Here is a 24,111-nt window from a genome sequence, read left to right on the forward strand (position 1 = left end):
AAAAGCCGTGGGGAGCTGCGAATAAGCTTTGATCCATGGATCTCCGAATGGGGCAACCCACCTTAAATGCTTGGAAAATCCAGTCTGTTTTATGAACGGCCTGGGTTTCCAAGCATTGTGATAAGGTATCTTACTTTCGAATACATAGGGGTAAGAAGCGAACGCAGGGAACTGAAACATCTAAGTACCTGCAGGAAAGGACATCAACCGAGACTCCGTAAGTAGTGGCGAGCGAACGCGGACCAGGCCAGTGGCAATGATGAATAAAGCGGAACGATTTGGAAAAGTCGGCCATAGAGGGTGATAGCCCCTTACGCGTAGAACAGTCATTGTCCTTGAGTAGGGCGGGGCACGTGAAATCCTGTCTGAACATGGGGAGACCACTCTCCAAGCCTAAGTACTCGTGCATGACCGATAGCGAACAAGTACCGTGAGGGAAAGGTGAAAAGCACCCCGACGAGGGGAGTGAAATAGAACCTGAAACCGGATGCCTACAAACAGTCGGAGCCCGCAAGGGTGACGGCGTACCTTTTGTATAATGGGTCAACGACTTAGTGTAACTAGCAAGCTTAAGCCGGTAGGTGTAGGCGCAGCGAAAGCGAGTCTGAATAGGGCGATTGAGTTAGTTGCATTAGACCCGAAACCGAGTGATCTAGCCATGAGCAGGCTGAAGGTTGGGTAACACCAACTGGAGGGCCGAACCCGTATCTGTTGCAATAGATTGGGATGACTTGTGGCTAGGGGTGAAAGGCCAATCAAACTCGGAAATAGCTGGTTCTCCGCGAAATCTATTTAGGTAGAGCGTCGACCGAATACCCTCGGGGGTAGAGCACTGGATGGGCTATGGGGACTCACCGTCTTACTGATCCTAACCAAACTCCGAATACCGAGGAGTACTAGTCGGCAGACACACGGCGGGTGCTAACGTCCGTCGTGAAAAGGGCAACAACCCTGACCTCCAGCTAAGGTCCCCAAGTCATGGCTAAGTGGGAAAGGATGTGAGGATCCCAAAACAACCAGGATGTTGGCTTAGAAGCAGCCATCATTTAAAGAAAGCGTAACAGCTCACTGGTCTAAATAAGGGTCTTTGCGCCGAAAATGTAACGGGGCTAAAGCCATGCACCGAAGCTGAGGATGTGACAGTTGTAGTGACTGTTGCGTGGTAGCGGAGCGTTCCGTAAGTCTGTGAAGGCGGACCCGTGAGGGCTGCTGGAGATATCGGAAGTGCGAATGTTGACATGAGTAACGATAAAGGGAGTGAGAGACTCCCTCGCCGAAAGACCAAGGGTTCCTGCTTAAAGTTAATCTGAGCAGGGTTAGCCGGCCCCTAAGACGAGGCGGACACGCGTAGTCGATGGGAACCACGTTAATATTCGTGGGCCTGGTGGTAGTGACGGATCTCGTGTGTTGTACATTCTTACTGGATTGAATGTGCGGCGAAGAGGTTCCAGGAAATAGCTCCACCGTATAGACCGTACCCGAAACCGACACAGGTGGTCAGGTAGAGTATACCAAGGCGCTTGAGAGAACTATGTTGAAGGAACTCGGCAAATTGCACGCGTAACTTCGGAAGAAGCGTGACCCCATTTTACGCAAGTATGATGGGGTGGCACAGACCAGGGGGTAGCGACTGTTTATCAAAAACACAGGGCTCTGCGAAGTAGCAATACGACGTATAGGGTCTGACGCCTGCCCGGTGCTGGAAGGTTAAAGGGAGGGGTGCAAGCTCTGAACTGAAGCCCCAGTAAACGGCGGCCGTAACTATAACGGTCCTAAGGTAGCGAAATTCCTTGTCGGGTAAGTTCCGACCTGCACGAATGGCGTAACGACTTCCCCGCTGTCTCCAACATAGACTCAGTGAAATTGAATTCCCCGTGAAGATGCGGGGTTCCTGCGGTCAGACGGAAAGACCCCGTGCACCTTTACTATAGCTTTACACTGGCATTCGCCAAGGCATGTGTAGGATAGGTGGTAGGCTTTGAAGCAGGGACGCCAGTTCTTGTGGAGCCATCCTTGAAATACCACCCTTATCTTCGTGGATGTCTAACCGCGGTCCGTTATCCGGATCCGGGACAGTGTATGGTGGGTAGTTTGACTGGGGCGGTCGCCTCCGAAAGAGTAACGGAGGCGCGCGATGGTGGGCTCAGACCGGTCGGAAATCGGTCGTCGAGTGCAATGGCATAAGCCCGCCTGACTGCGAGACTGACAAGTCGAGCAGAGACGAAAGTCGGTCATAGTGATCCGGTGGTCCCGTGTGGAAGGGCCATCGCTCAACGGATAAAAGGTACGCCGGGGATAACAGGCTGATGACCCCCAAGAGTCCATATCGACGGGGTTGTTTGGCACCTCGATGTCGACTCATCGCATCCTGGGGCTGGAGCAGGTCCCAAGGGTATGGCTGTTCGCCATTTAAAGCGGTACGTGAGTTGGGTTCAGAACGTCGTGAGACAGTTCGGTCCCTATCTGCCGTGGGTGTAGGAATATTGACAGGATCTGTCCCTAGTACGAGAGGACCGGGATGGACGTATCTCTGGTGGATCTGTTGTCCTGCCAAGGGCATAGCAGAGTAGCTATATACGGAATGGATAACCGCTGAAGGCATCTAAGCGGGAAACCAACCTGAAAACGAGTGTTCCCTATCAGAGCCGTGGAAGACGACCACGTTGATAGGACGGGTGTGGAAGCATGGCAACATGTGAAGCTTACCGTTACTAATAGCTCGATCGACTTCTTCGTTCCCATTGTTCATGCTCATCAAAGATGAGCATCATCTGTTCTGTCCTGACGCGCATAGCGCTCCGGACGGGCCGCGCCACAGGGCGCGACGACCTCTGGTCTGTATGGCAAACATACGGGAAGGGTCGCAGAAAGACGTGTTAAATTAAATGAAGCGCAAGCTTCCCAGCTTCTCGAAACAACACTCATGTGAAAACATGAACTGTGTTGCGTTTTGCCGACCTGGTGGTTATCGCGGGGCGGCTGCACCCGTTCCCATTCCGAACACGGCCGTGAAACGCCCCAGCGCCAATGGTACTCCGTCTCAAGACGCGGGAGAGTAGGTCGCTGCCAGGTCTGCAAAACGCAACAAATATCTTCTCAAGCAAACTCTTCGGCCCAGCCGATACAAAGGGCCGCTCAAAGCGGCCTTTTTGCATTGCGGAACATGAAAACATAAGGAAAACGCAACGTGCGTCCCTTAAAGGAGACAAATCGCCTTCGGCAATTTGATCCGGAACTATACATCACAGCGTCCCTGTGATGCAGTCGCGATAAATCCAATACGGATTTACGCTGGTCGCGATAAATCCCATAGGGATTTACGCTGGTCGCGATAAATCCCATAGGGATTTACGCTGGTAACGCGGGGTGGAGCAGCCCGGTAGCTCGTCAGGCTCATAACCTGAAGGCCGCAGGTTCAAATCCTGCCCCCGCAACCAATATCCCTGCGATCCCAATAAAGCCCCATCACGAGGCTTTTTGCGTTTTTGCCCTTCGATCGTCCTGGCTCGGCTCAACAGTTTGTCAAGTATTGCCCTCTCGTTGAGGAACTCTGTTTTCCTCTTGCCAGAAGCAAACGTCAGGATCGCGGCCAGATTGCCGCGCAGTACGATCACCGGTTCCGCACCATCTGGCACGAGATCAATGCGGTTTACCAGCGTGAGAAGCTTGTCGGCCGCCTGTGCCCTCGTCTCCTCGTTGCCAAGCTGGTCGGGAAGAGCAGCGATCTCCTCATGATGAAATTTTGCCAGATTGGGATGCCGCAGGGGAGGTGGCTTCTCCGCTTTGCGGATCTCGGATTACATAGAGGTTTCCGATGACTATGACACGTTTTTCCTGCAGTGAAGTCGATCTTGACGTTAGCAAGGCAAAGAAAGCCGCCCAAGCGGGACCTGTGATCATCACCGATCGCGGCCGGCCATCTCGTGTGTTGATGACGTAACGCGAGTTCGAGCGCCTCACCGGAAAGCGCAGCAACCTCGGCGAGGACGAAAGAGCACGAACGGCTGATCCCCACCAAATCTCGTCGCCATGTTCCGCACCATTAACTGGCAAATACTCTGGTCTACAATGCTGGTGCGCAACGCGCCCGAAACAATCCTAAACCCGCGCTTCCAGAACCATGTTGAAAGGCCCGGTGAAGGCTCGCCTGACGCTGGAAAAGCCACCCGAACGAATGACCTCTGAGAGCTTAGCTTCGCCGGCCTGAGCTCCCAATCCTTCACCAACCTCCTGGTCAAGTGACGTTGGCACGCAGATCATGGTTGAAGCATTGTAGTAAAGGCGGCCGACAGGATTCATATTGTCCGCCGGGCGGTCGCCCGCGATAGGTTCGACGATCATCCAGGTGCCGTCCTTTTTAAGGATACGAGACATGTGCCCCGCACACCCACGCGGATCACCCATATCATGCAAACAGTCGAAACTGGTGATGAGATCGAAATCCGTATCCTTGATGTCTTTGGCCGTCGCCGCCACGAATTTCACCCGGTCGTCCACCCCATGGCTTCGGGCATGCTTGTTGGCCTCTTCTATGGATGGCTCGTGGAAGTCATAGCCTGTGAAGCTGGCGTTGGGGTATGCCTCGGCCATAAGAATTGTCGAGAAGCCGACGCCACAGCCGACATCGGCGACCCGGGCGCCTTTCTCCAGTTTGTCCTCAACGCCATGAAGGGCGGGCAGCCACGATTGGACAATATTGTTCACATATCCCGGCCGAAAGAACGCGCCCGTTGCGCAGAATAGGCAACCTGCAGTGTCACCCCATCGCACCCCGCCGCCGGTCCGGAAGCTGTGCTCAACCTTGGGCTCTCCCTCGATCATCGCCGCGACCAGATCGAAAGCTCCTTCGAGATAGACGGGGCTGTCATTGTTGACGAACACCATGGCCTGCTCGGGTGAGAGACTGAACATCCCGGAACCGCTGTCGTAGTCGATGTAGCCGTTTGCCGCCTGTGCCAGCGCCCACTCCCTGACGTAGCGTTCCAACAGGTTACCGGAGGCTGCCGCAAGGCCTGTGGATGTTAGCGGTCCGGCGCGGTGCAACGTATCGAACAGGCCCAATCTCAAGCCAATCCTGACAGTTGGAACACTGAAGGCTCCCCCTAGATCGCCCAGCATTTTGCCAATAAAAGAATTCAGTTTTGTTTCGTCGAGCTGTGTCATTTCATTCCCCCCAATTAATTGAGTTGGCGGGCAAAGGCTGACCGAAAATTTACGCGTCAGTGAATGCTCGTAGGCGACGTAAGATAGCCGAATACCCTGAATTTGTCACGCAAACCAATATCGCTCTATCGGTGGTCCGCTCCTGACTAGCGTTACAGGTAAGAGTGATGGACGATGGCGCGGGGAAGTCGTAAACTGGCTTGAAGACCAGGCAACGATATACTCCCGGGAGGAAGCAATGCCTATCTTCATGGACCGGCACGAGCTTGCCGGAGTTTCAGCGGCGGATATCGCCGCGGCACACCTTAAAGATCTCAACATTCAGGATCAGTACGGCGTCAGGTTCCTGACCTACTGGTTTGATGAAAGGCGTGGTACGGCCTTCTGCCTTATCGATGCTCCAGACGCTGAAACTGCGCAGTGCGTACATCGGGAAGCCCACGGATTTGTCGCCAGTGAAGTTGTGGAAGTCGCTCTGTCCGCTGTGGAAGCGTTTCTCGGGCGAATACAGGATCCCTTGTCGCTTGCTACCATCTCGAAAGATATGGATGCCGGCCACCGTGCGATCCTGTTCACTGATATTGTCGGTTCAACCGAGATGACGGCCCGCCTTGGCGATCGTATGGCGGCGGAACTAGTCCGCGCACACGATGCCCTGGTTCGCGGTTGTCTCGGGCGACGGTCGGGGCGGGAGGTCAAGCACACCGGCGACGGCATAATGGCTGTATTCTCGTCCGTACCGTTTGCCGTGGATTGCGCCATTGATATCCAGCGCGAGTTCCATCGCTACAACAGCGGCAACGGTGAGCCCATTCACATCCGCATTGGACTGGATTGTGGTGAGCCGATCGAGGACAGCAATGATTTCTTCGGTGCGACAGTGCAACTGGCAGCCAGGCTCTGTGCCGCGGCCGAGAGCGACCAGATCCTGATATCGGACAAGACCTTCCAGGAATATGGCAGCGCCGATGTCCTCGTCCATGGCAATCAATACAGACTGAAAGGATTTGCCGAGCCGGTCATCGCCTATCGTTGCGAGTGGCTGCACTAGCGACGTGATTTGAAATCTGATGTGGAAATGACCATCAAATGGTGATCTGCGCGGAGCCACCGTGCGGTTTGTTCGGTCGGGCAACACCGCCCTGATGTCTGGCGAGGTGTGGACACCTGCCCCACCGCCGGGCGGCCGCTCTGCGAAGCCGGAAAACTCTAGCCTCAGCTGGTCCAGAAACCTGGGGCGGTTCAAAATGGGCCGGACTCTAATTTATTCTGGAGGAATTTCTCAGTGGCAGGTCACGGTCACTTTGCAATTCAATGTCGCCTTGGTTGGGAGCATATTGATGAAAAGTGCGGCACTAGATAGAAAAACCACAGAATTCCATTTCAGGCACTGATTTCCATGGCTAATTTGGGAAATCTATAAACGTTGCATGGCATCGGCCGCAAATAATGTACGTTGCGCCGCCAAGTGGTACGCTGCAATGGCGCTGGCAAGAGCGCGATCAAGGATCGATGGAATGGACTTGGCGTATCGCCTCCCGGAGGAATTCTTCACAGAGCGGTTTCTAGTCAGGCGGGTTCAACCATCTGATGGCGACGCAATCTTTGCTGGTTGGGCAACTGATCGTGAAGTTACGAAATATCTCACTTGGCGTCCGCACACAGACCTTTCCCAGACGCAGGAAGCTGCGGAACGCTCCTATCTGGAGTGGGAAGGTGGCTCCACGTTTCCAGCGGTCATTTGCCGACGCGAAGTGCCGAGCGAACTTGTTGGAAGGATTGACGCACGACTGGCGGGACCGCGAGTTTCCTACGGTTGGCTTGTCCGGAAGGATCACTGGGGACAGGGCGTTGCGACTGAAGTGGTAAAATGGGCAATCGAGCATGCCCTTACCCATCCGATGATCTATCGCACCGAGGCAGCTTGTGATGTCATGAACGTGGCCTCAGCACGTGTGATGGAAAAGGCTGGTATGACCCAGGAAGCGTTGCTTCGGCGGTATCTTTTCCATCCAAATTTGTCGAACGAACCAAGGGACGCTTTCCTGTATTCCAAAGTTCGCTGAGACCGTCCCGGGTTACCAATCCGGCTGTAGCTTCCCGCATAAACCAACTGGGTCTCTCACGAGCGACTCCTATGCGAAATCCAAGGTAAAACCTGGATCATGTTCAGGATGATACGCATACAGCTCTAATCTCCCCGCGGCCTTCAGTCGCCGGACGGTGTCAACATCAGGATGCGCCCGCCCTAATCGTGGCGATTCTTCACGAATGAATGGATCTCATGAAGCTGTTGGCTAATCGTGTGAACGAATGATATTTCGGTGAAGGGAGATTATCTGCGCGAGACGGATAAATCGTTGTTATAGCATGGTCGCAAAGAGGGGCGCCTGTTTGAACCCGCCTAAAGGCGTAGTCTTCGATTAGAATTGTTGGATAGCATCGCTAATTTCACTTCTCGCTCATGACGCCTCCGCCATCGCTGCATAGATGGCCCGACTGATATCGGTAGAAAACCGCCCGGCGCCGGACATGCCTTCAAATGCGGTATTGGTCAGGGCCACAACTGTCAGGCCGTTGCTTGGGTCAGTGAACCAGCTATGCCCGTAGGCCCCGCCCCAGCGCCAGGTGCCTGCCGGCTCGGCCACGCCTGCGGCCTGGCTGTCGCGCAGCACCGAAAAACCGAGACCATAGCCCCAGCCCGGCGATCCCTCGATGTCGATCCCGGCTATCTGGTCACGCGCCATCACGGAGGCATGATCGGCAGTCATCATCTCACCGCCGCCCTGCCGTAACGCTTCTATCAGCTGCAACACATCGAACGCTGTGCCGACCATACCGGCGCCGCCTGAAGGAAAAGCCTTGGTATCAAACACCCGTGATGGATCCATCATGACGCTTGCCATACCGGGGAGCAATGGCAAGCAGTCCGGTTCGTGCATCCGGCGGGGACGTGGCGTGGAGTCCGCGTATGCAGCCGTAACCCGGGATGGATCGGAAAGCGCAAAACCGGTATCCTTAAGACGGAGCGGCTCGGTGACGAGCTTGCGGATGGATTCCGGCAAGGCGAGCCCTGTTGCCGCCTCAATCACCGCACCCACAACATCTATCCCCAACGAATAGCGGAATGCCGACCCCGGAGCGAAGGAGAGGGGGACGCCGGCAAGGCGCCGGATGTTGTCGGCAAGCGTCAGGTCGGAGCGGTCCATACCGTCCGACACGCCTGCTTGGGCGAGAGGCCCGCCTTCCGGCTCAAAAAAGCCGTAGCTGAGCCCTGCGCTGTGACTGAGTAGATGACGCAAGGTGATAAGAGCCGGTCGTCCCTCGAAGGTGGGCGTGAACGCCGGTAGCCATTCCGTGATTGGTCGATCGAGATCCAGTATCCCGCGACTGACTAGCGCTAGGGCAGCCGCAGCGGAGAAGAGTTTCGAGACGGAGGCCAGTCGGAAGATAGCGTCAGTTCGCATCTCCGTGCCGGCATCCCGGTCGGCGAGCCCTGCTGCGCGGCAATATATTGTTTTGCCGTCGAGCGCGACAAGGACGACAGCACCGACGATGCGTTCGGCTGCAATCGCGCCGTCTATCACGGCGTCCAGGCGCGATACGATCGAAGAATTTGAGGATGTCATGAGAATTTCCTTTGGATCAGGGATTGGCAGCCGGTGGGAAGGCATGATGGTGTGCAAGAAGTGTTGTGATGAATGCCGGGACGAGGAGGATAAGAATGGCTGGGGCGAAGCCGCCAACGCCACTCTGCTGCAGGATCAACCCGCCGACGATACCGCCACCGGCGATTGCAAGGTTCCAGGCGGTTACCAGCATGGATTGAGCAACATCGGCAGCATCGCCTGCGGTGTTCGAAAGAGCGGTCTGAAACAGCGTGGCAGTTCCGCCAAAAGCGAGGCCCCAGACCGCGATTGCACCGTAGACAACCGCTGGGTTCTCACCCCATAGCCCAAGCGCCAGCGCTGCAAGCCCGAACAAAGCGATGCTGGCGAGCGACAGGCTTCGCAGTTGACGGTCAATCAGGACACCGACGATCCAGATGGCTGCCAGTGCTGTCGTGCCGAAGACCAGAAGCACAAGATCGGTCCGCGCTGCCATGCCGGCCTCGACCAAGAACGGGGCGATATAGGTGTACAGGATGTTGTGAGCGAGGACGAAGGCAATGGTGACGAACAGGACCGGGCGCACGCCGGGCAGAGTAAACACCGTGCCGAGCCCGCGGCGACGCTCCATAGGCTGGCCTCCGAAGTCTGGCACCTTCGCGATAACCCAAACAACCAGTACCAGAGTCAAGCCGCTGATGAGGCCAAAACACGCCCTCCACCCGAGGAGGGTGCCCAGAAAAGTACCGGCCGGAATGCCAAGCGACAGCGCGAGCGGCGTGCCCACCATGGCCACCGCGATAGCCCGTCCCTTTAGTGCCTCGGGCACCATGCGTGCCGCATAGCCTGCGAGCAACGCCCAGAGCAACCCGGCCGAAACGCCGGCGCAAAATCGTGCGACCATCGTCAGCAGATAGCTAGAGGAGACGGCTGTAACTGTATTGGCGATTGCGAAACCGGCGATGGCAGCGAGGAGTAACCGCCGCCGTCGTATGCCTTGCGTCGCCGCCGTCAGCGGGATCGCGGCGATGAGCGATCCAATCGCGTAGATCGTCACCATCTGGCCCACCAGTGCGTCCGACACGGCAAGGCCCGCGCCGATCTGCGGCAGCAAAGCTGCGGGCAACGCCTCGGTCAGAATGGTGATGAAGCCGGCCATGGCGAGTGCGAGCAGGCCCGAGAGCGGCAGACGACGGGGTTGGGGCGGGTCGACGGGGGACGCGGCGAATAAGTGCATGTTTGTCATGCCCTGACCATAAGCCGGTCGCCGCGATTGGAGAATTATGCTAGAGTTCTCATCATATCGGACATAGATGTCCGCAATAGGGACCGGTGGATGGAACATCTCGGCGCATTGAATGCCTTCGTTCAAACGGCAGATTGCGGTAGTTTTGCGGGTGCAGCCGCGAGGCTTGGCGTTTCTGGCTCGGCCATCGGCAAGGCGGTCGCGCGGCTGGAAGAGCGGCTTGCCGTTCGCCTCTTCCATCGCTCGACGCGCTCGTTGACGCTGACTGCGGAAGGAGCTCTGTTCCTCGATCGCTGCCGCCGCATATTCAGCGAGATCGAGGCCGCTGAACTGGAGTTGTCGCAAATCCGTCAGGCGCCGCGCGGACGTCTTCGTGTCAGCCTGCCACTAATCGGCATGCTGATGATGCCCGCAGTCATGGCCTTCATGCGTGCCTATCCCGAGATCGAGCTTGACCTCGACTTCACCGACCGGCTGGTGGATGTGATCGACGAAGGTTTCGATGCCGTGGTCCGCACCGGCGAAGCCCGGGACTCGCGATTGATGATGCGTCGGGCAGGGGCATTCTCGCACCGGATCGTCGGATCGCCCGATTATCTCGCGGCGCGTGGCGTGCCTTCGACGCCCGACGATCTGCTCGGTCACGCCTGCCATCATCACAAATATCCGTCCACCGGCAAGCTGGAGCGCTGGCCGATGGTGGCGGACGGCGCGGCCCTTGAACTTGTTCTTCCCGTGACATCGGTAGCAAGCACGCTCGAGCCGCAGATCTGCTTGGCCGAGGGAGGTTTCGGGCTTGCATGCCTGCCGCAATTCGCGATCCGGGAGCAGCTCCGGCGAGGTACGCTGGTCAGCGTGCTTGAGGACTATATGCAAGAGGTCGGTGCCTTCCATATCCTCTGGCCGGCAAACCGGCATCCCTCGCCGAAGGTGTCCGCCTTCGTCTCCTTTATGGCTGAAAACCTTCTGCGTGAGCAACATAGGTGATTTGTCATTCGCGCGTTCGCACCAAACCTCGTGGCCTTAGGCCTCACTGGCGGCAACTGACGTTCGCTTGAAAGGATCAGGAGATCGTCCGCGCCTACGTGGCCAGCGCAAAGGCCAAGGGGCGCGACGACATTTCCGCCCATTCCGAAAGCCGCTCGCCAGCACTCGTCCAGCCGCCTGAGGCATGGCGTTCAGCGGTCGATTCGAGGCGGGTTTCGATCTTTTCGATCACCGACGCGCTTGCATACGGCATGATCGAACGTCAATGGGGTCGCATCATCATCATCGGTTCATCGGGCATCGAGCGACCCATTGCCGGTTTCGCCCTGTCGAAAGCGGTTCGCGCCGCGGTCGCCGGGTGGTCGAAAACGCTGTCGACGCAGCGCGCGCCTCACTGGGTCACGGTCAACATGATCCTGCCTGGCCAAAGTGACACCGACCGCGTTCGCGTGCTGGATGACATCAGGGCTAGAAACATCGCCCTTGAGCTAGCTGCCGTGCAGGAAGCGTCGCGAACGGACATCCCCCGGGAGAGAACGAGTTCAATCATGGTCGGTCAAATATGCGTAGCTCGGGCTTGATCTCAAACTGGTAAGAACACCGATACCATGGTCAGCAACAAAAAATTCGAATCTTCCCGGTTCAAGACTAAGGGGGACATAACCGGTGTCGTTTCGTTGACTGCGGGTCGACCACTTTGGCCCAGAGTCCGTAAAGCGCTGCGACGAATTTACTACTGTGGTCGCTGGAAAAAAAACCGGCGCTGGTACTAGCCGCTTAAGTCGATTGACCATGTCTGTGCAAGCGTCGGGGTTTGAAACCAACATGGTGACGGGCATTAATCCGAACGGATGTAGTTCTTCGAAAAACCACGTACCTCCCCGATGAGTAATAAAGTGACCGAAATGCCGAGGGTCCAACCACCTCGACCCGTTGCGTCCCCGCAGGTGCGCGGGAAAGATATGAATCAGCTCAAGGAATGCGCCTAAGGACGGTACCCGATGGCAGGTCGGCCACGTCCACTGCGCCGTTCTGCAGGGCCAAGGAAACATCGTCGGTGAAATCGTTTGTGAGCGCTTCGATGAGTCACCTTTGGACTGATGCCGTATCTTGGTCATGGTAGCGACCGCGAATAAAGAGGACCTCTTCGTTAAGGTTGTGCTCCAGCAACTCGGCGCTAACACGAGCAATTCATCGGGAACGTGCCGTGATGCTTCGGAGACGATTTCCAGCCCACGGTTGACGGCAAGCTTGTTCAAAGTCCGCTAATGTCTTACCGGTCGTGTGGCTCTGAATGCCTTCAATTTCTTCCAGCATTTCCGCCAGAACAGGCTCTACTTTTCGCTTTACCATCATAAAGCTCGAACAGCCGATTGGTCGTTGTCGTGGCGAAGCATGGGATGGTGGCTATTGCGAGTGGTCACATCGACCTCTATGGCCAGCTTTTCTTCAAGAAACTGCTGAACCCCAAGTAGGTCCAGAAGCGAGAACTTTTTGGAAGGGTCTTTAATCAATGAAAACGTCTAAATCGCTGGAAGAGCCGGCTTCATCCCGCGCTGTTGATCCAAATAGATAAGGCCCGTCGCGCCCATGCCGTTTATGGCGCGATCGTGCTTCTTTAAGCGTCGGATGGCAATGGTTCGGTCCATGACCCAAATGTTATATCAACCTCCGAAAACCATCTACATGCTTTACCTATTACAGACCGGGCGACATGATCGGGCCAAAGAGAGCTGCTGCGCAGTCTGCCCGGTTTGATCCTGGAGTGAATTTAGTCCATCCCGTCTTTCTCAGCCCGGGTCACGATATGGGTAAAGCGGCGGTGGATACCGATTTCCATGGCCAGCATTCGGCCGACGATGCGTTGATAACTGTCGATGTCAGTGGTTTCCACCGTCAGGAAATAATAGACGCCACCGCCACTGACTAGCAGGACACAATTTCCGCTTTGGCGCTGACAGCGCTCTAGAAGCGTTTGAAATCCACCGGCGATGGCTGGCCAGTGTTACGTCCATCAGCACCCAAACGGGCAGTTGTTCAGCCCTTGATAAGCGGGCGTGAAAACCAGTGACCAAACCTTGTGCCTCAATCCGTTTCAATCGCGCCCAAGCCGGGGTGGTCGACAAACCAACGGCTACGCCGGCGTCTGTTTGGTCAGGCGTCCGTGGAGCTTCATTGCCTCGATAATGCGCAGGCCTATTACATCCAGTTTCAGTTTTTCCTCCATGGGCCGCCGCAGACAGTTGCAGCATGATGTAAGTGGGGTGGCTCGAACATGTTTCCATGATGCATATCGAAACATGCTTGACTATGATTTTTACATATGAAATGTTTTTTGCATCAACATAAAACAAGAGGGCGAACTTATGTCACTGTCGAAACCGGCCTTGCGTGCATTATTTGCATCTGTGGCCCTGACTCTTCCCGGATTGGCTGTAGCCAATACGCTGAACGTGCAAATTACCGCTGATATCAGAAGCTCCCAACCGGGCATAAACCGCGATGCTGGCACGGATTCCGTCATGCTCAACGTGGTTGAAGGGCTGGTTGCTGCAGGTGAAAAGGGTGAAGTTCGCCCGATGCTGGCTAAGGAATGGACGGTATCCGACGATGGAAAAACCTATACATTTACGCTGCGTGACGGCGTGAAATTCCACAATGGCGAGACGATGACCGCTTACGATGTGCAGTGGAGCCTCGAGAAGCTAATTCGTGACCCGGAATTCAGCTGCAAGACATTTTTTGATGGGAGTCGCGACGCACGGGTCCAGACAATCGTGGCGAAGGAAAACACGGTTATTGTTACGCTTGATCGTCCAGATGCGATGTTCCTGAACTACATGGCGCAGGCGCAGTGTGGATCCACCGGTATCGTGCACCGTGCCTCGTTCGGAGATGACGGCAAGTGGAAGGCGCCAGTCGCCACCGGTCCGTTTGAGTTCGGCGAATGGAAACGCGGGCAAGGACTGACACTGAAGAAATTCGCTGACTATTCTATCTCAGGAGAGCAGCCCGATGGTTACGGCGGACGCAAGGAAGTTCTTGTTGATGAGGTGAAATATGTTGTTGTGCCGGACACCGCAACGGCGGTGGCCGGTCTCAAAAGTGGCGCTCTTGATGTGCTGCCCTACCTGCCGCCGGGTGAGGCCGCAAAGTTGAAGGACGAAAAGGACTTCAACATTGTTGCGGCTCCTCACGGTGGCCTCGTGACCATGCTGTTCCAGACCGCCGATCCGTTGATGTCGAAGGTTGCAATGCGTCAGGCTGTCATTGCCGCGCTGGATACACCGCAGATCGTTGATTCCGTAACCTACGGGCTGGGTGTTCCCAACAATTCGCTCGTTGCGTCCGGCTCGCTTTATCATACGGCGGCACATGACAAGGGTTACAGTTATGACCCTGATGCCGTGAAGGCACTGCTGGCCAAGGCCGGTTACAAAGGCGAGAAGATCAACATTCTCACCAACCGTCGCTCGGCCATCAACTATGATACCGCAATCATCGCGCAGGCCATGTTGCAGTCTGCCGGTATCAATGCGGAAATCGAAGTACTTGAATGGGCAAGCCAACTCGACCGCTTCAATAGCGGTAAATACCAGATCATGGCATTCAATTATTCCAACCGTACCGAGCCGGCGCTCGCCTATCAGACGGTTGTCGGTTCGAAAGCCAAGAAGGCCAATGCTGTCTGGGATGATGCTGATGTTAGCAAACTCGTCAATCAGGTGCTGCAGGAAACCGATCAGGCAAAACGTCAGGCGATCTTTGATGACCTGCATACCCGTTTTCTGGAGCAGGCACCTTTGGTCATGCTCGCCAACGGTCTCGATGTCGGCGTGTCCGGCCCGAAGGTAAAGGGATATCGCACCTGGCAGGGCTTCGCCCGCTTCTGGGGTGTTGAGAAAACCCAGTGAGAATGACTGGCGGATACTGACCATGCTGAAATTTGCCCTGAGCCGATTATTGTCGGCAGTCCCCACCCTGTTCATCGTCTCGGTGGCGGTGTTTGGCCTCATCCGCCTGATACCCGGCGACCCGGCCAGTCTGATGCTCGGCGATCTCGCCGATGCGGATGCGCTGGCCGCCGCCCGCAGGTCGATGGGACTGGATAAACCCGTGCCACTGCAATTTGTCATCTGGCTTGGCAATGCCGTGCAAGGTGACCTCGGCCACTCTGTGCTGAATGGCCAGCCGGTGCTTGATCTTGTGTTGCAGCGTTTTTCGACCAGTGCGTGGATGGTGCTGATTGCAGTTGGTCTTTCCGTTCTTATTGCCGTGCCACTCGGCATGGCGGCGGCATGGAAACAGAATGGGGGACTTGATCTTGCTATTGTTGCTATGTCCACGTTGCTGCTTTCAATCCCGACCTTCTGGTTGGGATTGATGATCCTGCTCGGCTTCGGGCTCAAACTCGGCTGGTTACCGGTACTGGGTTATGTTTCGGTCACTGACGACCCGATTGCCGGATTGATCTACCTGATCATGCCAGTGGCAACTCTGGTGCTACATGAAGTAGGCATTATCGTTCGTATGGCCCGTGCCTCGACGCTTGATGTGCTGCGGCTGGATTACATTACCCATGCCCGCGCCAAAGGGTTGGATGAGGCGGCGGTGCTTCTGCGCCATGCGGCACGTAATGCTTTTGGCCCAACCTGGACGCTTATTGGCTTGGTTCTTGGCAACCTTCTTGGCGGTGTTGCCGTGGTGGAAACCGTGTTCACCATTCCAGGCCTCGGTAGACTGATAGTCGATTCCATTTACGCTCGTGATTACGCTGTCGTGCAGGGTTGCTTGCTGTTTGTGGCCGTCACTTACCTGCTCGTCAATCTGCTGGTTGACCTGCTCTATCCCCTGTTCGATCCGAGAGTGACTGCAGAATGAAACGCCATCAACGAAACCGTATCCTCGGCGGCGCCCTTCTCGCCTGTTTTCTCGGGGCGGCGCTTGCCGGACGCATCTGGACACCTTTCGATCCGATGCGCATCGATCTGCGCTCCAAGCTGCAGGCACCAAACGCTACTCATTGGCTTGGCACCGATGAATTCGGTCGCGACGTGTTGTCTCGGCTAATGACAGCAGCAGGAACCAGTGTCTCTATTAGCCTCGTGACGGTGTGCATTGCAGTTCTCGCCGGCGTGTCGTTTGGTGTTCTGGCGGGTTACGCCCGTGGCTGGACGGACCGCGTCATCATGGCATTGAACGATGCGCTACTGGCTTTTCCCAGCATGTTGCTGGCTCTGGCATTGCTGTCGATTACCGGTGCCAATATGTACGGCATCATTCTGGCGCTCGGCATTGCCTATACGCCCTCCATGGTGCGGGTGGTGCGCGGTTCGGTGCTGTCACTGCGTGAACGGGAGTTTATAGAAGCGTCCCGCATCATGGGCAATTCGGCTGTCTATACCATGTTCCGCCACATAGTGCCGAACTGCCTTGGTCCGGTAATCGTGCTGGCAACCTCCATGTTCGGATCGGTCCTGCTGACTGAGAGTGCACTCAGCTTCCTTGGTCTTGGTGTGCCTCCGCCAGCGCCGACTTGGGGCAACATGCTGGCCAGTGGCCGTCCCCACATCGCCGAAGCTGTCTGGCTCGGCATCTTCCCGGGTCTCTGCATCTCCCTGTCACTACTTGGCATAAATCTGTTCGGAGATGCGATCCGCGATCGTTTCGACCCCCGCATGCGAGGATTGTAAGCAATGAAACAGCCTCTTATTCAGGTCGAAAATCTTAGCCTTTCCGTAAACGGTATTGATGACCACCGTATCGTAAGCGATGTTTCGTTCAGCGTTGGTGCGGGTGAAATCGTCGGTATTGTCGGCGAAAGCGGTTCGGGAAAAACCATGGTGGCACGTAGTCTCATGGGTCTCCAGCCACCCGCTATCGCCATCTCGGGCGGCGATATCCGTTTTGAAGGCCGCTCTGTACCATCAATGAAAGGTAAGGAAATCCGCGCATTGCGTGGCTCCCGGCTGGGCATGGTGTTTCAGGAACCAATGACCTCGCTCAATCCGTCGATGACCATTGGCAAGCAGCTTGAAGAGCCACTGAAACTTCACACACGGCTGGACGCCGCTGCACGGCGCGCCAAAATTCTTGAGATTTTGCGGCGGGTCGGCATTCACGATCCCGAAGGTGCGTTGCTGGCATTCCCGCATCATTTTTCAGGCGGCATGCGCCAACGCATGATGCTGGCATCTGCCATGCTGCTGCGACCATCCCTGCTGATTGCGGACGAGCCGACGACAGCGCTTGACGCGCTGGTACAGCGCGAGGTGCTGGAACTGATGCTCGAGATGGTGCGGAGTGAAAACACGGCACTGTTGATGATCAGCCACGACCTGCCCATGGTGGCGCGCTACTGCGACCGCGTCATCGTCATGCGGCAGGGGGAAATTGTCGAGCAGGGTCCGGTTGCGGACATCATTTCCAATCCACGCCATTACTACACACGCGAATTGCTGCAATCCATGCCGATGCGTGGGCCGTTGAGAGACATTGATCCGCAATCAAAGCCCGTCATGGAAGTGCGCGGCATTGAGGTCACATACAGTGCCCGCGCAGGTTTTATGGCGCCGCGAAAGACCAAAAAGGCTTTGCATGGTGTCGACCTTGTCGTGCGGCCGGGTGAAATCGTGGCGCTGGTCGGTGCCTCCGGTTCCGGCAAGACAACGCTTGGCCGTTGTATTGCCGGGCTGGTGCCTGCCTCTGCCGGCCGCATTTTCTTTGCCGACGAAGAGGTGAAGCCGGATTCGCCCGTGTGGCGCAACTACCGTCTCAATTGCCAGATGATCTTCCAGGACCCGTTCGGCTCGCTCGATCCGCGCATGAAAACACGCGATATCGTGGCGGAAGCCTTGCGTCACGACACCACATCGACGCGGGAAGAAAAGCTGTACCGCACCCGCACCATTCTGGAAGAAGTGGGGCTCGACGGGCGTTATTCTGACCGGTTCCCGCACGAGCTTTCCGGCGGCCAGCGTCAGCGCGTGGCAATTGCGCGTGCCATTGTCGGACGGCCGCAGTTCGTGATCGCTGATGAGGCGGTGTCGGCGCTCGACGTTACTGTGCGTGCCAGAGTGCTGGAACTGCTGGCTGATCTTCAAAAACGATATGGTTTTTCGTGCCTGTTTATCAGCCATGACCTCGGTGTGGTCGAACAGCTCGCCGACCGGGTAGTGGTGATGCGTGATGGCGCTATCGTTGAGCAAGGCAATCGTGACGACATTTTTGATGCTCCGCAGTCGGAATATACGCGGGCCTTGCTGTCGGCCATTCCAACACTAACCCGCACCGAAACCGGCGTTTCGCTGAACTGGCGTTTCGCAGAAACGGGAAAACAGCAGGCGGACGCATTGCAATGAAATTGACAGCAGTAACTACGGATCTGCCAAGGGCAACACCCGCCTCGCGGGGCACAGACCCAGCGATAATCCTCGCCATGCTAGACGAGATCGAACGTCACGATCTCGAACTGCATAGCCTTCTCGTCTGGCAGGATGGTGCACTGATCACCAGCGCTTACTGGGCACCTTATTCACTTGCCCGCCCGCATATGATGCATTCCGTGACCAAAAGTTTTACCTCCATGGCTGCTGGTTTGGCCGTGTCGGATGGTCTGCTGTCGGTCGATGATGCGGTGCTGCAATTTTTCCCTGACTATGCAGGACCGGTCGACGATAACCTGCGGGCCATGAAGGTACGGCATCTGCTGACCATGACCAGCGGTCATGGGCGCGGCATTTCTGGAGGCTCCTGGCGGCGGGTGCTTTCAAGCTGGGTGGATGATTTCCTGCGCCAGCCCACACCCCACAATCCTGGAGAAGTTTTTGTCTACGACAGTGCTGCAAGCTACATGCTGTCAGCCATCGTGCAGCAGGTCACGGGACGGATGATCGCGGAATATCTCTCTGAGCGGATATTCCAGCCGATGGGCATGTCTACGAATATGACATGGGACACAGGCACTGACGGCGTCAACACCGGCGGCAATGGCCTCAGTTGCACCAGTGAGGACATGCTGAAGCTAGGCATACTGCACTTGCAGGGCGGTGAATGGCAGGGCCGACAGCTTCTGCCCCGGCAATGGGTGCAGGCCGCAACCGGCATGCAGATCCGGGACGTGGTACTCGGTGTTTTCACAGGAGACCACTATCTCGGCCCGGACGAAGTCGGAGATGGTCAAAAGGTTAGCCGGCGTGAAGGCTACGGATATCAATGGTGGCGTGGCCCCCATAACAGTTTTTCCGCCAATGGCCTGTTTGGCCAATATTGTATCGTCCTGCCGGAAGAAAATGCCGTCTTAGCATTTACCGGCGGGTTGGAAGACAGTGATCGCCGTGTCCATCAGCTTATTTATGACGTGCTGCGTCCAGCACTCGGCAAAGGCGGTGGCACCCCTGAGAGCGCCGAGAAACTGGACGCACGTCTGGCTGGATTGCGGCTAAAAAATTTTGCAGACATGGCGTTTTCGGCGGAAAAAGTGCCGTGCGGCACATGGATGGTCGAACCCAACGATCAAGCTATCGAAAGCATCGCTCTTGCCGCCAACAATAACGAACTGAGTGTCACTCTTCGCGATGCGGATGGTGAACATCAAGTACGGGCAGGATGCGGTTTTTACATTGAAACTGTTACCACAATACCCGGCGCAAGGCTGCACCATTCCTACCAGCCAGTCGGCGGATTGAGGGTCTTGGCCTCGGCCCGGCTTCTTGAAAATGACGGTGCCGACACGGTTCTGGAAATGGATTGGATATTCGTTGAAACGGCGTTTCGCGATACTGTTCGCTTACGCTTTACAGACGGCTCGATGATCCTTTCGAGGCGGGTAAATGTCAATTCATCCGAGCTTGAATTTCCTGACATCAAGGGGCAACTGCTGGAGCAGCATGCAAGGGAGAAACAGCATGGTTGACAATGAACCGGTTGCGATTTCTCACATGACGCATGAGACATTTGCGCAGCGTATGAAACGCCCCGCAGTCATTCTCATTCCGCTTGCTTCGCAGGAAGAGCAGGGGCCGCACGCGCCGATGGGTGATTTCATGCTGACCGAACGGCTAGCGGAAATGAGCGCCCGGGCGGGGGACGGGCTGACAGCGCCTGTGCTGCCGTTTGGCCATGCTGAATTTTTCCGGGCGATAGCCGGTGGAATTCAATTGCGTGCTGCGACGTTCACCGCTGTGCTTGAGGATATCCTGACCTCCTTCCTTGATCACGGTTATGAACAGCTGCTGATTTTCAATGGTCACACAACGAATGCACCGCTGATCGATCAGGTTTGCCGCAAGTTGCGCCGTGAAAAAGGGGTGCTGATACCGGCACTGAACATTTGGCAGAGCTTGCCGGATGGCCTGTGGAAGACACTTTACGGTGATGACGCCGCGCGCGCGCGCGGTCACGGCGGTGAACCGATGACTTCGGTCTATATGCATCTTTTTCCCGAACTGGTTCGAACAGAGGCGATGCGCGATCCCGCGCCGCGTGGCAGCGTGTTCGGTCTGCCCGTTGGTGGTGTCTCTGCCACTCGTTTTGAGGGAATACCGGTCCAGATACCGCTTGACTGCACCGAGGTCGATCCGGCCGGTATGCTCGGTGGTCGGGCCTCATTGGCAAGTGCTGAATATGGTCAGGTGATTTGTGGCCATATAGTTCGCCATACTGCGCGGTTGATGCGCCATCTCGCCGGTTTCGATCCACGAAATGCCGTACAGCCTTTTGAGGCATCTGTCGCAGTGCCGTCGCAAGGAGAAAGCCATGACTGAATTACGTATCGGTGCAATGCCGGTTACGCCTCCCCAGGTGGTTATCGAGGCGTTGCAGCAGATTGAAACGGCCAGTGTCGGGCATCTGCGTCATACCGGTTTCATGACCGGTTCTATTCAAGCGGTCTTGCCGCAGCAACAGGCCCGTGCCGGTGTTGCCGTAACGCTCGCCATTCCCGCCATGTGCTCGACGCTGTTGCATTACGCGCTAAGCCAGGTGCGCCCCGGCGACATGCTGGTAATTGATCGGTTGGGTGACAGCCGCCATGCCTGCCTTGGCGGTGCGGTTGCACGGGCTGCGCGCATGGCAGGTGTTGCCGGTGTCATCATTGACGGGCCGTGTACCGATGTCGCGGAAATCATCGCCGAAGGGCTGCCCGTCTGGTGCCGCGGTGTTTCGTCTGTCACCACCCGCCAGCTTGATCTTGGTGGCACATTCAATCGACCGATCGCCTGTGGTGGTGTGCCGGTTTTGCCGGGCGATATCGTATTGGCGGATGCTTCCGGCGTGGTGGTGCTGCCCGCAGATGAGGCGGCAGACATAGCTGATATCTGCATAGCCCGTGAGACACGTGTTGCCCGCACCATGCAGCGGCTGCTCGATGGCGAAAAGCTCGGTGACATCACCCGCGCGGTGGACAAGTTGAACGCGCGCCTCAAGCCAGGCGCAACGGAAGGAACACAAAAGTGACCCCGCTCTATGGCCAGTTGCAAGATATAACGCTGGAGGGCGTACTTTCGGTGATTGCACCCCGCACGCCTCTGGCTCCGATGGTGTTTGACAGCCCCCATAGCGGTCTGGACATGCCTAGGGGATTCCACCCTGCTGTTTCCGCAGAGCGAGTGAGAATAGCCGCAGACACCCATATCGATGATCTGTTTTCGTCGGCATGTGATGTCGGTGCGCCGTTATTGAGCGCGCGTTTTCCCCGCAGTTTTCTCGATGTGAACCGGTCCTTGCTCGATATGGACACCCAGCTTGTGGACGGTGATTGGCCTCATCCAGTGCGTGAAAGCGCAACGGCGAAACGCGGCATGGGGTTGATGTGGCGTTACGCCTGGGGCGATGAGCCAATGTATGCGGCACCCATGAGTGTGGCGGAAGCTGAGACGCGGATCGTCACCTACTGGCAGCCCTACCATGAACATTTGGCTGGCCTGCTGAATGCCGTCTACAGCCGGTTTGGCCGTGTTTATCACATCAACTGCCATTCGATGACCGCCGTTGGCCATGCGATTTCGTCTGATCCGGCGGGAACGGTGCGGGCAGATATTTGCCTTGGCGATTTGCACGGCGGGTCAGCCTCCAGCGAATTTATAGCGCTGATCACCGAAACTCTTGAAGCGCAGGGGCTGGTCGTTGCGCTCAACAAGCCTTTTCGTGGGGCGGAACTGGTTGCAGCCTATTCGAATCCGGCCCTTCAACGCCACAGTGTGCAGTTTGAAATTAACCGCAAGCTCTACATGGACGAGGCAACTCGCGAGCGTAACGATGGTTACGAGGCATTAAAGGGCGTGCTTGCCCGTATGAACCGCGTGCTGGCTGATTACGCCAGCCAGCAACCACCGAAAAAACTTTAAAGGGAATTGTCTCATGTTCGTCCAGCAAAAGGCCGTGCCACTCAATTTTTATCGCCGTGGCCGCACACCGATCTTTGCTTCGCGCATGGATCAGCGCTTTTCGTGGTGCTGCTATATTCCCGAAGGATATGATCCGGCCGGTGAAACCGTGCATCCGCTTGCCGTCCTTGTTCATGGCAGCCTGCGCGACGCTGATATCCTGCGCGACGAATTCATCGACTTTGCCGAACAGCATCAATGCGTCCTGCTGGCACCGCTTTTCCCGGCGGGTATTGATGATGCTGATGATCTGCACAATTACAAACACATGATCTATCACGGTATTCGTTACGATCTTGTTCTGCTGGACATGATTGATGAGCTGGCGACGCGTTACCGTGTCGAGAAGGAAAAGGTGTTGATGCACGGCTTTTCCGGTGGTGCGCAATTTGCCCATCGTTTTTTCTATCTTCACCCGCGCCGACTTCGTGCCGTTTCGGTGGGTGCACCCGGTACCGTCACGCTTCCCGATGATCGCGCCAATTGGTGGGTCGGTTTGAACGGCATGGAAGAGATATTCGGCCAGCCCATTGATATCGACGCGATGCGTCAGGTGGCCGTGCAGCTGGTGATCGGTGACGCGGATGTCGAAACCTGGGATGTCACCGTCGGGCCAAAATCACCCTTCTGGATGGAGGGCATAAATGATAGCGGTGAAACCCGCGTTGAGCGTTTGCGCGCCTTGGAAAAGGGCCTGAAGGCGGTTGGTGTCGAACCGCGTTTCGATAGGGTTGCCGGCATCAGTCATAATGGCACCGGTATTCAGCCGCCCGTCAAGGCATTCTTCTCGGCAGTTCTCGAAGGCTGAGGAACTATCGGCTTGGCCGGAGACTACGACGTCGATCAGTCTTCGGGCCGAACAGATGTGGCGACCCATCGCGCCACATTTTTTATGCCCTCGGGTTGACCAATCGTGACGCAGCGTGTGTTGACCGCAAACTCGGGTCTGTCAACGGTTACAGTAGCGTGTTGCGTGCCGATCGTTGCGCAGAAATGAACTTGGTCCGCGTTGGAAATGCCGCTCTCCGTCTTATGAAGTGTCACCGCCCCTGTTGTGCCGCGCTGTCCTGCCCATTCCAGCAGCGCGATTTCCGCCGTCTGTGCAGGCGCGTCGTAGGAGGGGTTGCCGCGATAGGCGGGCAGGTAGGGAGTGCCCTGTTCAAGGCAGGTGAGAAAATCGCCAACCTGCGATGGCTCTAGTCGGCTATAGCGGGCTCTGTGCGGCAAAACGACAAGTGAGGCGGCAAAACGGCATCCGCCGAGATGGGTGGATTGCAGGATACGGAAGCGACTTGGATTTGCTGCCTGTCGCAGGGCCTTCCATGTCGCAAAGCCGTAACGGGCGCAGCAAGGGTCCTGCTTGCCATCGGTGCAGCACACGATGGTCATGCGTGGGTCATGTGTACCGTCAAGCACGCCTCCACCGGCAATATGCAGCAGCAGCCGTTCGGCTTCCTCAGGTGTCACATGGTCTCTGACAATACCCTGATGCGTGAACCCAACGTCGTCGCCATCCACCAACGCAACGTGAATGCCCGCCGCATTGGCAGCCAAAATTGCCTGCCCGAGCCCTTCTGGCATATTGTGCGATTTGATGCGTGGCACACGCCATTCACCGCGCGGCCAGTGCAGCAGCACATAGCTTTTTGACGATGGGCCAAGTCCCGACGCCGGTTCGCCGCGCTCAGTACACAGGTCACGACAAAAGATACGTGCAGCCATC

Annotated in this window: 18 protein-coding genes, 1 tRNA gene, 2 rRNA genes and 1 pseudogene (1 of these 22 cut by a window edge); 17 read left to right on the forward strand and 5 right to left on the reverse strand. The window is 56.5% G+C overall.

Annotated elements, in window-relative coordinates; translation table 11 throughout:
• The 4 genes and pseudogenes from J5276_RS24255 to J5276_RS30470 all read left to right on the forward strand — a co-directional run.
• Nucleotides 1–2,736, forward strand: a 23S ribosomal RNA gene (locus J5276_RS24255) (it extends 71 nt beyond the left edge of the window).
• 221 nt (nt 2,737–2,957) lie between these two features.
• Nucleotides 2,958–3,072 (forward strand): 5S ribosomal RNA (rrf, locus tag J5276_RS24260).
• Between the two features lie 288 nt (nt 3,073–3,360).
• Nucleotides 3,361–3,437: transfer RNA gene (locus J5276_RS24265), tRNA-Met, on the forward strand.
• 377 nt (nt 3,438–3,814) lie between these two features.
• Nucleotides 3,815–3,937 (forward strand): annotated as a pseudogene (locus J5276_RS30470) (type II toxin-antitoxin system Phd/YefM family antitoxin); the annotation flags it as partial.
• Nucleotides 3,938–4,098: 161 nt separating this feature from the next.
• Here the strand turns inward: J5276_RS30470 and J5276_RS24270 are convergent.
• Nucleotides 4,099–5,163 (reverse strand): class I SAM-dependent methyltransferase, encoded by a 1,065-nt coding sequence (locus J5276_RS24270; RefSeq protein WP_174012481.1) that lies wholly within the window; start codon nt 5,161–5,163, stop codon nt 4,099–4,101.
• Between the two features lie 238 nt (nt 5,164–5,401).
• Between J5276_RS24270 and J5276_RS24275 the strand changes: the two genes are divergently transcribed.
• Nucleotides 5,402–6,214, forward strand: a complete 813-nt coding sequence (locus J5276_RS24275) for a nickel-binding protein (protein WP_076846200.1) — start codon at nt 5,402–5,404, stop codon at nt 6,212–6,214.
• 466 nt (nt 6,215–6,680) lie between these two features.
• Nucleotides 6,681–7,229 (forward strand): GNAT family N-acetyltransferase, encoded by a 549-nt coding sequence (locus J5276_RS24280; RefSeq protein WP_013762451.1) that lies wholly within the window; start codon nt 6,681–6,683, stop codon nt 7,227–7,229.
• Nucleotides 7,230–7,625: 396 nt separating this feature from the next.
• On the opposite strand, the gene J5276_RS24285 is transcribed toward J5276_RS24280, so the two are convergent.
• The gene (locus tag J5276_RS24285) at nt 7,626–8,792 is read right to left on the reverse strand and encodes a serine hydrolase (protein WP_174012483.1); all 1,167 of its coding nucleotides are present in this window, start codon (nt 8,790–8,792) and stop codon (nt 7,626–7,628) included.
• Nucleotides 8,793–8,808: 16 nt separating this feature from the next.
• Nucleotides 8,809–10,017, reverse strand: a complete 1,209-nt coding sequence (locus tag J5276_RS24290) for an MFS transporter (RefSeq protein ID WP_013762453.1) — start codon at nt 10,015–10,017, stop codon at nt 8,809–8,811.
• Between the two features lie 90 nt (nt 10,018–10,107).
• On the opposite strand from J5276_RS24290, the gene J5276_RS24295 reads away from it, so the two are divergent.
• Nucleotides 10,108–11,004 (forward strand): LysR family transcriptional regulator, encoded by an 897-nt coding sequence (locus tag J5276_RS24295; RefSeq protein ID WP_111810204.1) that lies wholly within the window; start codon nt 10,108–10,110, stop codon nt 11,002–11,004.
• Nucleotides 11,005–11,102: 98 nt separating this feature from the next.
• Complete coding sequence (locus J5276_RS24300) at nt 11,103–11,585, forward strand: SDR family NAD(P)-dependent oxidoreductase (protein ID WP_174012485.1); 483 nt, start codon at nt 11,103–11,105, stop codon at nt 11,583–11,585.
• Nucleotides 11,586–12,510: 925 nt separating this feature from the next.
• Here the strand turns inward: J5276_RS24300 and J5276_RS30825 are convergent.
• Complete coding sequence (locus J5276_RS30825; RefSeq protein ID WP_323131579.1) at nt 12,511–12,660, reverse strand: nucleotidyltransferase domain-containing protein; 150 nt, start codon at nt 12,658–12,660, stop codon at nt 12,511–12,513.
• An 866-nt stretch (nt 12,661–13,526) separates the two neighbouring features.
• On the opposite strand from J5276_RS30825, the gene J5276_RS24310 reads away from it, so the two are divergent.
• From J5276_RS24310 to J5276_RS24350, 9 genes are read left to right on the forward strand one after another with little or no spacing between them, the layout of a single operon-like run.
• Nucleotides 13,527–14,918, forward strand: coding sequence for an ABC transporter substrate-binding protein (locus tag J5276_RS24310; protein ID WP_233284977.1), 1,392 nt, complete (start codon nt 13,527–13,529; stop codon nt 14,916–14,918).
• A gap of 22 nt (nt 14,919–14,940) precedes the next feature.
• Nucleotides 14,941–15,885 (forward strand): ABC transporter permease, encoded by a 945-nt coding sequence (locus J5276_RS24315; RefSeq protein ID WP_038495636.1) that lies wholly within the window; start codon nt 14,941–14,943, stop codon nt 15,883–15,885.
• Nucleotides 15,882–16,697 (forward strand): ABC transporter permease, encoded by an 816-nt coding sequence (locus tag J5276_RS24320; RefSeq protein ID WP_038495639.1) that lies wholly within the window; start codon nt 15,882–15,884, stop codon nt 16,695–16,697. The genes J5276_RS24315 and J5276_RS24320 overlap by 4 nt, the downstream gene beginning before the upstream one ends.
• Before the next feature lie 3 nt (nt 16,698–16,700).
• The gene (locus J5276_RS24325) at nt 16,701–18,365 is read left to right on the forward strand and encodes an ABC transporter ATP-binding protein (protein ID WP_174012488.1); all 1,665 of its coding nucleotides are present in this window, start codon (nt 16,701–16,703) and stop codon (nt 18,363–18,365) included.
• Complete coding sequence (locus J5276_RS24330) at nt 18,362–19,918, forward strand: serine hydrolase (protein WP_065659431.1); 1,557 nt, start codon at nt 18,362–18,364, stop codon at nt 19,916–19,918. Before J5276_RS24325 ends, J5276_RS24330 begins: the two co-directional genes overlap by 4 nt.
• Entirely contained in the window at nt 19,911–20,768 is an 858-nt protein-coding gene (locus J5276_RS24335) for a creatininase family protein (RefSeq protein ID WP_065659432.1), read from the forward strand. The genes J5276_RS24330 and J5276_RS24335 overlap by 8 nt, the downstream gene beginning before the upstream one ends.
• A complete protein-coding gene (locus J5276_RS24340; protein ID WP_065659433.1) occupies nt 20,761–21,459 on the forward strand; it encodes an RraA family protein in 699 nt (232 codons plus the stop codon). The genes J5276_RS24335 and J5276_RS24340 overlap by 8 nt, the downstream gene beginning before the upstream one ends.
• A complete protein-coding gene (locus J5276_RS24345) occupies nt 21,456–22,349 on the forward strand; it encodes an N-formylglutamate amidohydrolase (protein ID WP_065659434.1) in 894 nt (297 codons plus the stop codon). Before J5276_RS24340 ends, J5276_RS24345 begins: the two co-directional genes overlap by 4 nt.
• A 13-nt stretch (nt 22,350–22,362) precedes the next feature.
• Nucleotides 22,363–23,196: a hydrolase gene (locus J5276_RS24350; RefSeq protein ID WP_003518948.1), complete on the forward strand. Its 834-nt coding sequence runs from the start codon at nt 22,363–22,365 to the stop codon at nt 23,194–23,196.
• Nucleotides 23,197–23,231: 35 nt separating this feature from the next.
• Here the strand turns inward: J5276_RS24350 and J5276_RS24355 are convergent, their stop codons facing one another.
• Nucleotides 23,232–24,110, reverse strand: coding sequence for a sucrase ferredoxin (locus J5276_RS24355; RefSeq protein WP_212509469.1), 879 nt, complete (start codon nt 24,108–24,110; stop codon nt 23,232–23,234).
• Between the last annotated feature and the right edge of the window lies 1 nt (nt 24,111).

The organism is Agrobacterium sp. S7/73 (assembly GCF_019355535.1).
In the GTDB taxonomy this organism is placed as follows: domain Bacteria; phylum Pseudomonadota; class Alphaproteobacteria; order Rhizobiales; family Rhizobiaceae; genus Agrobacterium; species Agrobacterium tumefaciens.

What these genes read in the sequence shown, in the direction of transcription:
- J5276_RS24320 (WP_038495639.1), top strand. Translation starts at nt 15,882, where the DNA reads ATGAAACGCCATCAACGAAACCGTATCCTCGGCGGCGCCCTTCTCGCC.
- J5276_RS24310 (WP_233284977.1), top strand. Translation starts at nt 13,527, where the DNA reads ATGCTCAACGTGGTTGAAGGGCTGGTTGCTGCAGGTGAAAAGGGTGAA.
- J5276_RS24290 (WP_013762453.1), bottom strand. Translation starts at nt 10,017, where the DNA reads ATGACAAACATGCACTTATTCGCCGCGTCCCCCGTCGACCCGCCCCAA.
- J5276_RS24335 (WP_065659432.1), top strand. Translation starts at nt 19,911, where the DNA reads ATGGTTGACAATGAACCGGTTGCGATTTCTCACATGACGCATGAGACA.
- J5276_RS24355 (WP_212509469.1), bottom strand. Translation starts at nt 24,110, where the DNA reads ATGGCTGCACGTATCTTTTGTCGTGACCTGTGTACTGAGCGCGGCGAA.
- J5276_RS24285 (WP_174012483.1), bottom strand. Translation starts at nt 8,792, where the DNA reads ATGACATCCTCAAATTCTTCGATCGTATCGCGCCTGGACGCCGTGATA.
- J5276_RS24330 (WP_065659431.1), top strand. Translation starts at nt 18,362, where the DNA reads ATGAAATTGACAGCAGTAACTACGGATCTGCCAAGGGCAACACCCGCC.
- J5276_RS24280 (WP_013762451.1), top strand. Translation starts at nt 6,681, where the DNA reads ATGGACTTGGCGTATCGCCTCCCGGAGGAATTCTTCACAGAGCGGTTT.
- J5276_RS24270 (WP_174012481.1), bottom strand. Translation starts at nt 5,163, where the DNA reads ATGACACAGCTCGACGAAACAAAACTGAATTCTTTTATTGGCAAAATG.
- J5276_RS24315 (WP_038495636.1), top strand. Translation starts at nt 14,941, where the DNA reads ATGCTGAAATTTGCCCTGAGCCGATTATTGTCGGCAGTCCCCACCCTG.
- J5276_RS24350 (WP_003518948.1), top strand. Translation starts at nt 22,363, where the DNA reads ATGTTCGTCCAGCAAAAGGCCGTGCCACTCAATTTTTATCGCCGTGGC.
- J5276_RS24275 (WP_076846200.1), top strand. Translation starts at nt 5,402, where the DNA reads ATGCCTATCTTCATGGACCGGCACGAGCTTGCCGGAGTTTCAGCGGCG.
- J5276_RS24295 (WP_111810204.1), top strand. Translation starts at nt 10,108, where the DNA reads ATGGAACATCTCGGCGCATTGAATGCCTTCGTTCAAACGGCAGATTGC.
- J5276_RS24340 (WP_065659433.1), top strand. Translation starts at nt 20,761, where the DNA reads ATGACTGAATTACGTATCGGTGCAATGCCGGTTACGCCTCCCCAGGTG.
- J5276_RS24325 (WP_174012488.1), top strand. Translation starts at nt 16,701, where the DNA reads ATGAAACAGCCTCTTATTCAGGTCGAAAATCTTAGCCTTTCCGTAAAC.